This window comes from uncultured Winogradskyella sp. (assembly GCF_947498345.1).
Classification (GTDB): domain Bacteria; phylum Bacteroidota; class Bacteroidia; order Flavobacteriales; family Flavobacteriaceae; genus Winogradskyella.
In genome coordinates this window covers 33,357-47,169 of the sequence record NZ_CANMJY010000005.1, presented here as the reverse complement: position 1 = coordinate 47,169, position 13,813 = coordinate 33,357, and the positions used below count along the sequence as shown (strand labels likewise).

At 32.6% G+C, this 13,813-nt stretch carries 13 protein-coding genes; 8 read left to right on the top strand and 5 right to left on the bottom strand.

Annotated features, from left to right (window positions below; genetic code table 11):
- Window positions 1-6: 6 nt before the first annotated feature.
- Together Q0912_RS07965 and xerA are read right to left on the bottom strand one after the other, a co-directional pair.
- On the bottom strand, window positions 7-1,173 hold the full coding sequence (locus Q0912_RS07965) for a PAS domain-containing sensor histidine kinase (RefSeq protein WP_299113825.1): 1,167 nt from the start codon (window positions 1,171-1,173) through the stop codon (window positions 7-9).
- 57 nt (window positions 1,174-1,230) lie between these two features.
- Complete coding sequence (xerA, locus tag Q0912_RS07960; protein ID WP_299113824.1) at window positions 1,231-2,139, bottom strand: site-specific tyrosine recombinase/integron integrase; 909 nt, start codon at window positions 2,137-2,139, stop codon at window positions 1,231-1,233.
- A 219-nt stretch (window positions 2,140-2,358) separates the two neighbouring features.
- Here xerA and Q0912_RS07955 point away from each other — a divergent pair, with 219 nt between their 5' ends.
- From Q0912_RS07955 to Q0912_RS07940, 4 genes are all read left to right on the top strand, one after another.
- Window positions 2,359-2,907, top strand: a complete 549-nt coding sequence (locus Q0912_RS07955; protein WP_299113823.1) for an outer membrane beta-barrel protein — start codon at window positions 2,359-2,361, stop codon at window positions 2,905-2,907.
- 232 nt (window positions 2,908-3,139) lie between these two features.
- The gene (locus Q0912_RS07950) at window positions 3,140-3,688 is read left to right on the top strand and encodes an outer membrane beta-barrel protein (RefSeq protein ID WP_299113823.1); all 549 of its coding nucleotides are present in this window, start codon (window positions 3,140-3,142) and stop codon (window positions 3,686-3,688) included.
- Window positions 3,689-3,767: 79 nt separating this feature from the next.
- Entirely contained in the window at window positions 3,768-4,187 is a 420-nt protein-coding gene (aroQ, locus tag Q0912_RS07945) for a type II 3-dehydroquinate dehydratase (protein ID WP_299113822.1), read from the top strand.
- 1 nt (window position 4,188) lies between these two features.
- Window positions 4,189-4,659, top strand: coding sequence for a hypothetical protein (locus tag Q0912_RS07940; RefSeq protein WP_299113820.1), 471 nt, complete (start codon window positions 4,189-4,191; stop codon window positions 4,657-4,659).
- Window positions 4,660-4,750: 91 nt separating this feature from the next.
- On the opposite strand, the gene lpdA is transcribed toward Q0912_RS07940, so the two are convergent.
- From lpdA to msrB, 3 genes are all read right to left on the bottom strand, one after another.
- Complete coding sequence (gene lpdA / locus Q0912_RS07935) at window positions 4,751-6,127, bottom strand: dihydrolipoyl dehydrogenase (protein WP_299113818.1); 1,377 nt, start codon at window positions 6,125-6,127, stop codon at window positions 4,751-4,753.
- Window positions 6,128-6,266: 139 nt separating this feature from the next.
- On the bottom strand, window positions 6,267-6,821 hold the full coding sequence (locus tag Q0912_RS07930; protein WP_299113816.1) for a DinB family protein: 555 nt from the start codon (window positions 6,819-6,821) through the stop codon (window positions 6,267-6,269).
- A gap of 104 nt (window positions 6,822-6,925) precedes the next feature.
- Window positions 6,926-7,405 carry a peptide-methionine (R)-S-oxide reductase MsrB gene (gene msrB / locus Q0912_RS07925; RefSeq protein WP_299113814.1) on the bottom strand — a complete coding sequence of 160 codons (480 nt, stop codon included), beginning with the start codon at window positions 7,403-7,405 and terminating at the stop codon, window positions 6,926-6,928.
- 228 nt (window positions 7,406-7,633) lie between these two features.
- Here msrB and glgA point away from each other — a divergent pair, with 228 nt between their 5' ends.
- From glgA to Q0912_RS07905, 4 genes are all read left to right on the top strand, one after another.
- Window positions 7,634-8,842 carry a glycogen synthase gene (gene glgA / locus Q0912_RS07920; RefSeq protein WP_299113812.1) on the top strand — a complete coding sequence of 403 codons (1,209 nt, stop codon included), beginning with the start codon at window positions 7,634-7,636 and terminating at the stop codon, window positions 8,840-8,842.
- Window positions 8,842-10,110 carry a glucose-1-phosphate adenylyltransferase gene (locus tag Q0912_RS07915; protein WP_299113810.1) on the top strand — a complete coding sequence of 423 codons (1,269 nt, stop codon included), beginning with the start codon at window positions 8,842-8,844 and terminating at the stop codon, window positions 10,108-10,110. Before glgA ends, Q0912_RS07915 begins: the two co-directional genes overlap by 1 nt.
- Before the next feature lie 129 nt (window positions 10,111-10,239).
- The gene (locus Q0912_RS07910) at window positions 10,240-12,177 is read left to right on the top strand and encodes an alpha-1,4-glucan--maltose-1-phosphate maltosyltransferase (protein WP_299113808.1); all 1,938 of its coding nucleotides are present in this window, start codon (window positions 10,240-10,242) and stop codon (window positions 12,175-12,177) included.
- 1 nt (window position 12,178) lies between these two features.
- A complete protein-coding gene (locus Q0912_RS07905; protein WP_299113806.1) occupies window positions 12,179-13,810 on the top strand; it encodes a trehalose synthase in 1,632 nt (543 codons plus the stop codon).
- Window positions 13,811-13,813: the final 3 nt, after the last annotated feature.

Here is a 13,813-nt window from a genome sequence, read left to right as displayed (position 1 = left end):
AGCACTCTAATTAGAGTGCTTTTCTTTTTTAAAGGTTAAAGTAAAAGTTGTACCTTCATTGAGTATGCTGTTAACTTTAATTGTACCACCTAGAGCCTCGACTTGAGTTCTGGTAATATAAAGTCCAATACCTCTGGAATCTTTTCTGTCAGTCCCATGAAAGGTTTGGTACATTTCAAATAATTGATCTTTGAATTTGCGAGTATCTATACCAATACCATTATCAGTGACAACGATTTTTATAGTTTCGTTAGTATGAATAGAACTAATAACAACTTTTGAAGTTTTAATATGATCTGCATATTTTATTCCATTAGATATAAGGTTGTATAGTATACTCTCTAAATAAGCTTTATTGGTAAATAATGCATCTTTAGGTTTTAAGGCATTATATAGCTTTACGTGTGTATTAGAGCTCTCTATTCTGAGACTTTCTATAATATTACTAGTACATTCAAATAGATTTACATGTTCATTTAGTTGAGTGGTATTTGATTTAGATTTTATACTAATAATATCATCAAGATCCACTATGGTTTTTGTTAGTGATCCCGAAATTGTTTTTAAATGGTTTATAAGTTCTATTCGCTCTTCATTGTTATCAGCGTCGTCATAAAACTCGAGAAGATTTTTAAGATTACCAATATGTGTCTTTAAGTTGTGAGAGACTATATGCGTAAAGTTATGTAACCTTTTATTTTGGTTAGTAATAAGTTGAAGATTTTTTTTTAGTTGATTTTCAGTTTTTTTTCTGTTGGTAATATCGGTATGTGTTCCAATAATTCGAGTAGGTTTACCAGTATGATCTCTATTAATAACCTTACCTTGATCTAATATCCACTTGTAACTACCATCCTTGCATAAAATTCTATATTCATTTTCATAAATATCCTGATGTCCTTTTATATGTTGTTCAAATACATTGTAATAGGATGCTTTATCGTTTGGATGGACACGATTATCCCATTCTTCGGGTTTGTTTTCAAACTGTTCACTATTGTAACCAAGCAATTGTATAGATTCTTTGGAGTAGTAAATTTTATTCAAAGTAGTATTCCAATCCCATAAACCTACATTAGAAATTTGAAGACCTATTTTAAAAATATTTTCTTTTAAATTTTCGCTTAACTCATTTTTAGATATGCCTCTAAAACGAAATCCTGATAACTTCATTTTTTTGATTTCTAATTTAGACACTACAGCGATAAATATGTCACAAAAATCGTACAATCATTTTCTAGGATGAAATTTATTTAAAACATCACTTAGATGAGATCGGTCCACATGCATATATACTTCAGTCGTAGTAATGCTCTCATGTCCCAGCATCATTTGTATGGCTCTAAGGTCTGCGCCATTTTCTAATAAATGTGTTGCAAAAGAGTGTCTAAAGGTATGGGGAGATACTGTTTTTTTTAATCCTGACTTTTCAACAAGATTTTTAATAATCGTAAATATCATGGCGCGTGTTAGTTTTTTACCTTTATAATTAAGAAATAAGATATCCTTAGAATTAGGTTGTACCTCAATATGGTTTCTTATAGATTTCCATATGCTAATATATTTTTGTGTGGTATCACCAATAGGAACAAAGCGTTGCTTATTACCTTTACCAGTAACTTTTATAAAACCTTCGTCAAAAAACAGATCCGAAATTTTTAGTTCTATGAGCTCACTAACACGCAGGCCACAACTATACAAAGTTTCTATTATCGCTCTGTTACGCTCACCTAGATTCACACCATTGTATCTATAACTGAGATCTATTGTGCTTATTAGTAAATCAATATCAGCTACTGATAAAGTATCTGGCAGCTTTCTACCAATCTTAGGAGTTTCGATAAGGTCTAATGGATTATCCTTTCTGTAGTTTTCAAAAACAAGGTAATCAAAGAAATTGCGTAGCCCCGAAATCAATCTTGCCTGAGATCTAGGGTTTATAGACTTAGAAATGGTATAAATAAATTGTTTTATGATATTATTATCAATTTTTATAGGAGTGGTTTTTATGCTATGATCTTCGAGGTAGGTCATAAGTTTTTTTATATCATAACTGTAATTTTCTATGGAGTTGCTAGACAACCCACGCTCTATTTGGAGATAATGTCTATAATCAAGGATTGCTTGTGACCATTTCATGCTTAAAAATAGAAAATAATTGCCTTAAATTTCATTAATAAACTACGTATTTCACTGTAATTTTGCATTTTTTTGTTAATAACATTAAATTTAAAATATTGATTTTCAGTTACTTATAATTTTATGTTTACAAAATTGTTAATAACTGTGCTAAGAAACTTTATTATTTAAAAAAAAAGGCTTTAGTTTGTACTAATCAATTTTAAAACTTTAAAGATTATGAAAAAATTATTTTTAGCTGCTTTTGCAGTTTTTGCTTTTGCGAGTGTTAATGCTCAAGATAGCGACAATGGTGGAGGACAAACGTCTGAAGGTAAGTGGTTAATTGAAGCTAACACAGGTAATGCTATGTTAGGTACAACTGGTATCTACTTTGCATCTATTGATGGTAACTCCTCTTACAACATTGGTTTAGATGGTGGTTACTTCATCATGGACGATTTAGCTATCAAAGCAGGTTTAGGTTATGGTGGTGTTAGTCCAGATGAAGGAGATAACGTTAGTTCGTTTTCTTACAGACTAGGTGCTAAATATTATGTTAAGAGCATGATTCCTGTAACTGTAGATTTAACTGGTGCTTCAGGAGATGGTGCAGAGAACGGTGCAGGTGAGACTCCTTTATGGTTAGGTATCGGTGCTGGTTATGCATGGTTTGTAGCTGATAACGTATCGATTGAACCAGGATTAAGATACAACCTTTCTTTAAATGAAGATTTTACAGATGAAGGTGTATTCCAGTTTAATGTTGGTTTTGCATTACATTTCTAAAAAGAAAATTACTTTTTATAAAAATACCGAAGCCAACAGCTTCGGTTTTTTTATGCACTTGTTTTATTCAAAAACTCTAAATATAGATTTTAAATAAAACAAGGATTAGGTCTGTAAATCACATAAAATATCGATGAAATACATTAAATATTAACATATTATTTGTTTTATATATGTCATCTAAAACCTACATTTGCCGACCAAATTAAATTTTAAAATAAACTTAAAGATTATGAAAAAATTATTTTTAGCTGCTTTTGCAGTATTTGCTTTTGCGAGTGTTAATGCTCAAGATAGCGACAATGGTGGAGGGCAAACGTCTGAAGGTAAGTGGTTAATTGAAGCTAACACAGGTAATGCTATGTTAGGTACAACTGGTATCTACTTTGCATCTATTGATGGTAACTCCTCTTACAACATTGGTTTAGATGGTGGTTACTTCATCATGGACGATTTAGCTATCAAAGCAGGTTTAGGTTATGGTGGTGTTAGTCCTGATGAAGGAGATAACGTTAGTTCGTTTTCTTACAGACTAGGTGCTAAATATTATGTTAAGAGCATGATTCCTGTAACTGTAGATTTAACTGGTGCTTCAGGCGATGGTGCAGAGAACGGTGCAGGTGAGACTCCTTTATGGTTAGGTATCGGTGCTGGTTATGCATGGTTTGTAGCTGATAACGTATCGATTGAACCAGGATTAAGATACAACCTTTCTTTAAATGAAGATTTTACAGATGAAGGTGTATTCCAGTTTAATGTTGGTTTTGCATTACATTTCTAAAAAGAAAATTACTTTTTATAAAAATACCGAAGCCAACAGCTTCGGTTTTTTTATGCGCTTATTTTAATATCTTTACTTTATGAAGCAACTTATTATAATAAATGGCCCAAACCTTAACTTATTGGGTAAGCGCGAACCAGAAATGTATGGTAATGAAACGTTTGAAGATTATTTGAAAACACTTCAATCTAAATTTAAGGATATCAATATTGATTATTATCAATCTAATATAGAAGGTGAGCTAATCGATAAATTACAAGACATTGGTTTTAGTTATGATGGTATTATATTAAATGCAGCTGCTTATACACATACTTCAGTAGGAATTGGAGATGCTGTAAAGGCTATTAACACTCCGGTTGTAGAAGTACATATCTCTAATACGTTTTCTAGAGAGGAGTTTAGGCATCAATCCTATATTTCCCCTCATACTAAAGGCGTGATTCTTGGTTTTGGCTTATTGAGTTATGATTTAGCTATAGAAAGCTTTATATTGTAGAATGAGAAAGGTTGTATTCATTGTAGGGTTTTTATTTAGTATTTCTATAGTATTCGCTCAAGATTTTGGAATTAAAGGGGGTTTAAATTTTACGTTTTTTAAAGTTACGCAAGGAGATTTTGGTACAACACCAGATACCGAAGTGGGATTTTATGGAGGTGTTTTTGCGGACTTCAAAATAGATAATGGATTTCATATTCAACCAGAAGTATTATACAAAGGTGTAGGCGACTTAGAGTTCATCAACGCACCAATTTATTTAAAGTATGATATCTATGAGAGTTTTCATATTCTGGTAGGACCCAGTTTAAATTATTTCTTCGATATTTTTAGTAACAAGTTTAAAGTTAGGGCAGACGTGAGTCTAGATTACGATTTTAGTTCAGCATTAAGTATGCATATGAAATACACTATAGGTTTTGAAGAGTTATCTCCCAATATTATATTTCTAGGTTTAGGGTATAGATTATAATTTTAGATAATAAAAAAGCGATTCAAAAGACAATGAATCGCTTTTTATTTATTGTATGTAGAAAATTCTTTTCCTGTTAGAATAAGATTTACTATAAATGTATGACTTCATCATATGCATCGGCTACAGCTTCCATAACAGCTTCACTCATCGTTGGGTGAGGATGTACAGCCTTTAAGACTTCGTGCCCAGTAGTCTCTAACTTTCTACCTAGAACAGCCTCTGCAATCATGTCGGTTACACCAGCACCAATCATATGACAACCTAACCATTCACCATATTTAGCATCAAAAATTACTTTTACAAAACCATCTTTATTTCCACCTGCACTTGCTTTACCAGATGCAGAGAATGGAAACTTACCAATTCTTACATCTAAGCCTTGTTCTTTAGCTTGAGCTTCGGTTAAACCAACTGATGCAATTTCTGGAGAACAATACGTACAACCAGGAATATTTCCATAGTCTAAGGCTTCAACATGTTGTCCTGCGATTTTTTCTACACAAAGGATACCTTCGGCAGATGCTACGTGAGCTAATGCCTGACCTGGCGTAACATCTCCAATAGCATAATAACCAGGAATATTAGTCTGGTAATAGTCATTTACTAAAATTTTGTCTCTATCTACAGCAATACCTACATCTTCTAGCCCTATATTCTCAATATTAGATTTAATACCAACAGCAGATAAGACAATATCAGCTTCTAAAACTTCTTCTCCTTTTTTGGTTTTTACAGTAGCTTTTACACCTTCGCCAGACGTATCTACAGAAGTCACTTCGGCAGAGGTCATAATTTTTATGCCAGATTTTTTAAAGCTACGTTCTAATTGTTTAGAGACTTCATCATCTTCAACAGGCACAATCTTTGGCATATATTCTACAATAGTGACTTCAGTTCCCATAGAATTATAGAAATAGGCAAACTCTACACCAATAGCGCCAGAACCAACAACAATCATCTTTTTAGGTTGCTTCTCCAGAGTCATAGCTTGTCTATAACCAATTACTTTTTTACCATCTTGGGGCAAACTAGGTAATTCACGAGAACGTGCACCAGTAGCTATAATAATATGGTCTGCAGCATATTCTTTTCCATCAACATCAATTATTTTTCCAGGCTTTACTTTACCATAACCTTCAATAACGTCGATTTTATTTTTTTTCATTAAAAACTTAACACCATTACTCATTCCGTCAGCAACACCGCGACTACGCTTTACAACGGCATCAAAATCGTGTTCAGCATCCTTAACCTTTAAACCATAATCTTCGGCATGTTTTAGATATTCAAATACCTGAGCAGATTTTAAAAGTGCTTTAGTAGGTATACATCCCCAATTTAAACAAACTCCACCAAGACTTTCCTTTTCAACAACAGCTGTTTTGAATCCTAATTGAGAAGCTCTAATTGCAGTTACATAACCACCTGGACCACTTCCCAACACTATAATATCGTATTTACTCATAAGTAATTTTTTAGTTGAATTTTGAAGCACAAAAGTAATAAATTCCAAAAAGATAAATCCTAAATCCTAAAACTTTCATTACTAAATGATAGTATGAAATTTTGAATTTGGGTTTTTAATCCTTTAAGTTTTACACCACTTATATGTCTTCAGTGAAATGTTTCTTAGTTTTACTTTTAGAGAACTTATCTTTGTTATAGTCTTTTGACTTTCCTTTTGGTATAGATAAAGATTGCCAGTTATTCCCTTTAATAAGCTTACCCAATAGTACAATTTGACCAATATGGTATGCGTAATGCATCATTTGCCTGTTTACGGCTTCAGTAACTGAGTGACCTTGGTTTCTAATATATATAACACTTTCCAGATCAGTTGGTGATAGAGGTTTTATGGCGTTAAAAAGACATTGCCATCCTTGGTTCCAGGCACCAATGAGTTCTTCTTTTGAAGTAAAAGTATCTATAAATTCTTCATCACGTTTTCTCCATTCTTTTTCTCCATCTTCAGTTAAAAAATTTGTCCATCGACTTAACATATTACCAGTAATGTGTTTTACTATTATGGAAATAGAATTGGAGTCTTCATTAAACTCTTTTTTCAATTCTTCAAAAGCTAATTGATTAAAAGTATTATTTCCAAGATTTTTGTAATATTCAAATTGTTTTATGACACTTGTTAGATAAGAATTCTCCATGGCTTTGAATTATACCAATAAAATTAGTAATACAAAATCACTATAATCCATTTTGATTATTGATAAATTTTATATCACTATTATATAATTATTTATAATAGGTGTTACTCTTTAGCAGCAACAAACTTTAATGCCACTCCATTTATACAATGCCGTTTCCCTGTAGTGTCTTTTGGACCATCATTAAAAACATGTCCTAAATGTCCACCACAAGTAGCACAATGCTCCTCTGTGCGCGCATAACCAATATTATAATCTGTTGAGAATGCAACATTACCTTCAATCTCTTTATCAAAGCTTGGCCACCCTGTGCCAGAGTCAAATTTATGCTCGCTCTTAAACAATGGTGTATCACAACCTGCACAATGGTAAACCCCTTTTTTATAGTTTTTGTTTAAGGGACTTGTAAATGGACGTTCGGTACCAGCTTCACGCAAAACATAATATTGTTTCTCGGTAAGTTGGGCTTTCCATTCGGCTTTTGTTTTTGTTACTGCGAATTTTTCTTTTGTTTCGGTTTTTTGCGCTGAGCCACTACAGCTAAATAATAAACCAATTACGGCAAATAATACTATTTTTTTCATTGTATAAATATAAAACTTAATACTGCCTTTGTCGAATAAAGATACTTTGTATTACAAATTCGAGGTAGTTTATTTAAATGTTAATTTATTAGCGATATGGGCTTTTAAAGTCAATATATTTTGTTATTTTACAAATGATCGTAGAATAGGATTTATAAGACCTATTTTGTTATTAAATGATTGTTTTTTTCGGTCATGTCATTAATTACAAGTGCAAAAACAACTTAAATGAAAGTATTATTTTTCACAAGAGAATTTCCTCCTTATGTATATGGTGGTGCTGGTGTGCATGTTGAATATTTAGCAGGAGAACTTTCCAAATTATTAGAAATGGAAGTTAGAGCTTTTGGTGATCAGGATATTTCTGAAGAGAATTTAACAATAAAAGGTTTTCCTTTTGATAATCCAACCTTTAATGATGCTAATGCTAAATTAAAAGCTGTATTTAAAACACTAAGCACTGGTTTGAGTATGAATGTAGATGTAATTGATGCAGATGTTGTGCATTGTCATACTTGGTATTCTCATTTTGCAGGTGTATTAGCGAAGTTATGTTATGGTACTCCTTTAGTGGTTACAACACATTCTTTAGAACCTTTAAGACCATGGAAAAGAGAACAACTTGGGAGAGGCTACGATGCATCATCTTGGGTAGAAAAAATGGCTATAGAAATGGCAGATTGTCTTATAGCAGTTTCTAAAGAAACAAAAGATGATATCTTAAAGCATTTTAACGTTGATGAAAGTAAAATTGAAGTTGTATATAATGGTATTGATTTAAAAGAGTACGTTGTTGTTAAAGAAACTTCGGTGCTAGATACTTACAATATTGATAAAGCTAAACCGTATGTGTTATTTGTTGGTAGAATTACACGTCAAAAAGGAATTATTCACTTAGTAAATGCCATTAAGTATATAGATAAAAATACTCAAATAGTCTTGTGTGCTGGTGCACCAGATACTCCAGAAATTGCCAAAGAAATGGAAGATGCAGTTGCAGAAGCTTCAAAATCAAGAGATAACATTTTTTGGATTGATACCATGTTAGACAAGAAGGATGTTATTCAGCTATATTCTCATGCAGATGTGTTTTGTTGTCCATCTATTTACGAACCTTTCGGAATTATAAATATTGAGGCCATGGCATGCGAAACTGCTGTGGTAGCTAGTGCTGTAGGTGGTATAAAAGAAGTTGTTGTAGAAGGCGAAACAGGATTACTGATTAATTTAGAACAGCAAAAATCTGCACCATTCGAACCAGTAGATCCAGACAAATTTTCCCAGGATTTAGCTAAAGGAGTCAATGAATTAATTTCAAATAAAGAATTAAGGCGGTATATGTCAAGAAATGGACGAAAAAGGGTTGAAGACTTTTTTGATTGGGAGGCCATAGCAAAGCAAACAAAATCTATATATAAATCTTTAATAAAGAAGTAATGATTAACGACAAAGTTTTAAGTATAATTTTAGGTGGTGGTCAAGGTTCTAGACTTTACCCATTAACTGAGAGTAGATCTAAACCTGCAGTTCCTATAGCAGGAAAATATAGGTTAGTAGATATACCAATATCTAACTGTATCAACTCAAATATAAAGCGTATGTATGTCTTAACTCAGTTTAATTCTGCATCGTTAAATAAACATATAAAGAACACTTATCATTTTAGTTTTTTTAGTTCTGCTTTTGTAGATGTCTTGGCTGCAGAACAAACCATACATAGTGATGAATGGTTCCAAGGTACGGCAGATGCTGTAAGACAAAGTATGCATCACTTCTTGCAACACGATTTTGATTATACGCTTATATTATCTGGCGATCAATTATATCAAATGGACTTTAATAAGATGATTTTGGCACATGAGCAAAGTGGAGCAGAGATTTCAATTGCTACGCAACCTGTTAATGCAAAAGATGCAACATCTTTTGGTATTATGAAAACTGACGAGGACAACATTATAAAATCTTTTATAGAAAAACCAGACGCATCATTATTGCCAGAATGGGAGTCTAACGTAAGTAAAGCAATGCAAGATAGTGGTAGATTATATTTGGCATCCATGGGAATCTATATATTCAACAAAGATTTATTGGTTGAATTGATGAAAAAACCTGGAACTGTAGATTTTGGAAAAGAAATTATTCCTAGTGCTATTGGTAAACACAAAACGTTAAGTTATCAATTTGAAGGTTATTGGACAGATATAGGAAACATTGATTCGTTTTTTGAAGCCAATTTAGGATTAACAGATAGTATTCCTCAATTTAATTTGTATGATAATACTAAACGTATTTATACCAACGCAAGAATTTTGCCAACATCTAAAGTTTCTGGAACTCTTCTTGATAAGACTGTAATAGCAGAAGGTTGTCTTGTTCATGCAGCTAAGATTGAACGCTCTGTAATTGGCATCCGCTCTAGGATTGGATCTGAGTCAACTGTTATAAACTGTTATATGATGGGTAACGACTTTTACGAATCTTTAGAGGAAATAGAAGAGAAAAAAATTAAGATTTTTATGGGCATAGGAGAGCGCTGCTTTATTAAAAATGTCATCTTAGATAAAAATTGTAGAATTGGTGATGATGTACGTATCAATGGTGGTAAGCACCTTAAAGATATCGAAACTGATAGTTATTTTATAAAAGATGGCATCGTTGTAGTTAAAAAAGATGCTGTTATACCTTCAAGAACCATTATCCAATAATAAAATTAGCTACCATAAAAGCAGTAGTTTTCAATTTCAAACGTTGTAGTAGTTTATAGCTATAGAATATCTTTTATATATGGATTATCTATAGTAATTTCGCAACACAAATAACATTCAACCAACACTATGTATAACCAAAAGCGAGTAGTTATAGAAGCAGTTAGACCTCAAATTAACTGTGGTGAGTTTTTTATAAAACGTATTGTAAATGAGGTAGTAAATATAGACGCTAATGTCCTTATTGATGGTCATGATGTCATTGCGGCCTCTGTACTCTACAAACACGAAAAAGAACGAAAATGGAACGAGAACAGAATGTATCTTGTTGGTAATGATGAATGGAAAGCTTCATTTGTAGTAGACAAACAAGGGTTTTACACATATAAAGTAGAAGGTTGGGTAGACTATGCTTTGAATTGGCAACACGGTATTGAACGCAAAATAGAGGATAATCAATATGTAAAATCCGAGTTACTCGAAGGCATCACATATCTAAAGCCATTATTAAAAAAAGCGACATCCAGCGAAAAGAAATATTTACAAGAATGTATAGAAGCATTTAGTAATGACAAAGATTACGATTGGGCTATTAATGAGGCAAAAGGCATTAAGCTTCATGATATCTTCTATAAATATCCAGAAAAACATTTATCAAATCAAACTAAAGAACTACAAGTATATGTAGATCGAAAGAAAGCACTATTCAGTACTTGGTATGAGTTTTTTCCAAGATCATCATCCAAGTTAGAAGGACAACACGGCACCTTTAAAGATTGTGAACGTTTGTTACCAAGAGTTGCAGAAATGGGATTTGATACGTTGTATTTTCCTCCTGTGCATCCAATTGGTGAAGTAAACCGTAAAGGAAAGAATAATACAACTGACGCTAAAGAAGGAGATGTTGGTTCTGCATGGGGAATTGGATCACAATATGGTGGGCACAAGGACATACATCCACAATTAGGTACAGTTACAGATTTTAAGCGTTTAGTTAAAAAAGCTAAAGACTTAGGTATAGAGGTTGCTATGGATTATGCTTTACAGGCAGCACCAGACCATCCTTGGGTTAAAAATCACCCAGATTGGTTTAAGTGGCGACCAGATGGAACTGTACAATATGCTGAGAACCCACCGAAAAAATATCAGGATATACTACCGATTTATTGGGAAAGCAAAGATTATAAAAACCTTTGGAAAGAATGTTTAGATACTATGTTATATTGGGTGGATTGTGGTATAAGCATTTTTAGAGTAGATAACCCACATACTAAACCCTATTACTTTTGGAATTGGCTCATCTCAGAAGTAAAAAAGACACATCCAGATGTCATTTTCTTGGCAGAAGCATTTACTAGACCAAAAGTGATGCAACGTTTAGCAAAGGAAGGCTATTCACAATCTTATACTTATTTTACCTGGAGAAATACAAAGCAAGAATTCGTAGAATATATCACAGAACTAACGCAAACTGACCAAAGCGAATACATGCGACCTAATTTTTGGCCAAACACTCCAGATATTAACCCTTATCATCTACAGGGAGCTAACGAATCTAAATATCTGCAGCGTTACGCACTTGCAGCAACATTAAGTTCAAATATTGGTATTTATGGTCCTGTGTTTGAACAAATGATTGATGCTGCTATTCCGGGAAAAGAAGAATATTATATGTCCGAAAAATTTCAAGTGTGTCATTACGATTGGTTTAAAGAAAATAAATTAACGCTTTTAATTTCAAGAATCAATACTATTCGTCATAATAATGAAGCCTTGCAACAAACCAATAATATTAAGTTTTGTAATATTCATAACGATAATTTAATAGCCTTTTATAAATGGAATGCAAACAAAACTAATGAGTTATTAATAATAATCAGTTTAGACCATCATTATCCACAGCGCGATAATGTGCAACTTCCTATGCAAGAACTCGGATTGCAACATGGACAAGCCGTTACTGTTTCGGATTTAATTACAGGAAATAATTATGTTTGGGATGATGAGTGGAATTATGTGGAGTTGCATCCAACGCTTCCTTTTCATATCTTTAAGATAACAAAATAATATGGCTAAAAAACCGACAAAAACGACCACTTTACAATCACCTTATAATTTTAATAATAAGTGGGAAGAACTACTAGAAAACAAGGAGTTCATTAAAGTATTCTTGTCGGATGTATTAGAAGACTATATTGTTAGGCAACGTTGGTATGGTGGTAAAGCGAGCAAACTTAAGTACATAGAATTGGCCGAGTATTTTAGAATTCAGCAACACGGTGAAGTCTACTATGGTTTAATTTTGGAGGTTAATTTTGTAGAAGCTTTTTATCAACATTATTTTTTGCCAATAGCATTTGTCTCTGATGAAAACTTTGCAAAAGATGATAGAATTTTACCTATAAGCATTCAAAATCAAGAAGGCTTCATCATTGATGCCATTAATCTGGAAGCGTTCAGAAAAGTAGTGTTTGAACGTATTTTAACAGCCATACCAAAAGATAAAACACGTGTAAGCTATCACAAAAGCGATTTATTTAAAGACTGTAAATATCAAACATCGCGATTTATGGGCTTGGAACAGAGTAATACATCTATTGTTTATAATGAGCAATATGTTCTAAAATTCTTTAGACGAATTTATGCAGATCGTAACCCAGATTATGAAATGAGTCGTTTTCTTTCAGATAAGAAAGATTATAAAAATACACCAGCTTATTTAGGGAGTATACAGATAAAGGATAGCGATAATACTAATATTACTATTGGTTTAATGCAGCAAATGGTAGAAAACGAGGGTGATGCTTGGGACTATATGCTTAAGGAATTGCATAAAGTGTTTTCTAATCTGGAGTATAAAAACATAGCAATTTCAAAATTACCAAATACCGAAGATTTCGGAAGATTAGAAATAACAGATGTACCAGCACAGATTATAGATTGGGTAGGGCTCAATATTTTTCTCAAAATTCAAACTTTAGCAAAACGTACAGCTGAAATGCATATTGCATTAGGAAGCGAGTTTGAGGATACGGCTTTTACTCCGTCGCATTTTAATGGCGATTATGAAGTTTGGCTTAAAAACAGATTACTATATCAATTTCAAAATAGATTAAATACCATTGAGAATAGTTTACATAAGTTAGATGGTTTAGCATTAGAACTCGCTAACGAATTTTTAGAGAAGAAAAACCTAATACGAAAACGTTTTGTAGATTTTGATTGGACCAAGCTAAAAGGAGAACGTATTAGAGTACATGGGGATTATCATTTGGGTCAGGTTTTAGTAAAGGATGATGACTTTTATATATTAGATTTTGAAGGTGAGCCAGAAAGTACCATACGCGACCGTAAAGTTAAGCAACCACCTCTTAAAGATATTGCAGGCTTGTTCCGTTCGTTTCATTACGCAATTTATGCAACGATTTTTAACAATCTTGATTTGTATAAGCAAGAACAAGAAGAACTTTTCGAGGCAGGTGAAGTATTATACAGATATTTAAAATCCGTGTTTTTAGGTACTTATGTTTCCAATGTTCAAGAGGCAAACCTTAATATAGGTTATAATCAAGAGCGCATATTTTTATTAAAATATGCTATGCTCGAAAAAGCAATTTACGAATTAGGATATGAGCTTAATTCGCGCCCACGATGGGCTGTTATTCCGTTAAAAGGAATCTCTAATATTATTAACAGTTAATTT

Excerpts from the sequence above, each read along its gene's own strand:
- Q0912_RS07965 (WP_299113825.1), bottom strand. The coding sequence starts at position 1,173 with ATGAAGTTATCAGGATTTCGTTTTAGAGGCATATCTAAAAATGAGTTA.
- xerA (WP_299113824.1), bottom strand. The coding sequence starts at position 2,139 with ATGAAATGGTCACAAGCAATCCTTGATTATAGACATTATCTCCAAATA.
- Q0912_RS07955 (WP_299113823.1), top strand. The coding sequence starts at position 2,359 with ATGAAAAAATTATTTTTAGCTGCTTTTGCAGTTTTTGCTTTTGCGAGT.
- Q0912_RS07950 (WP_299113823.1), top strand. The coding sequence starts at position 3,140 with ATGAAAAAATTATTTTTAGCTGCTTTTGCAGTATTTGCTTTTGCGAGT.
- aroQ (WP_299113822.1), top strand. The coding sequence starts at position 3,768 with ATGAAGCAACTTATTATAATAAATGGCCCAAACCTTAACTTATTGGGT.
- Q0912_RS07940 (WP_299113820.1), top strand. The coding sequence starts at position 4,189 with ATGAGAAAGGTTGTATTCATTGTAGGGTTTTTATTTAGTATTTCTATA.
- lpdA (WP_299113818.1), bottom strand. The coding sequence starts at position 6,127 with ATGAGTAAATACGATATTATAGTGTTGGGAAGTGGTCCAGGTGGTTAT.
- Q0912_RS07930 (WP_299113816.1), bottom strand. The coding sequence starts at position 6,821 with ATGGAGAATTCTTATCTAACAAGTGTCATAAAACAATTTGAATATTAC.
- msrB (WP_299113814.1), bottom strand. The coding sequence starts at position 7,405 with ATGAAAAAAATAGTATTATTTGCCGTAATTGGTTTATTATTTAGCTGT.
- glgA (WP_299113812.1), top strand. The coding sequence starts at position 7,634 with ATGAAAGTATTATTTTTCACAAGAGAATTTCCTCCTTATGTATATGGT.
- Q0912_RS07915 (WP_299113810.1), top strand. The coding sequence starts at position 8,842 with ATGATTAACGACAAAGTTTTAAGTATAATTTTAGGTGGTGGTCAAGGT.
- Q0912_RS07910 (WP_299113808.1), top strand. The coding sequence starts at position 10,240 with ATGTATAACCAAAAGCGAGTAGTTATAGAAGCAGTTAGACCTCAAATT.
- Q0912_RS07905 (WP_299113806.1), top strand. The coding sequence starts at position 12,179 with ATGGCTAAAAAACCGACAAAAACGACCACTTTACAATCACCTTATAAT.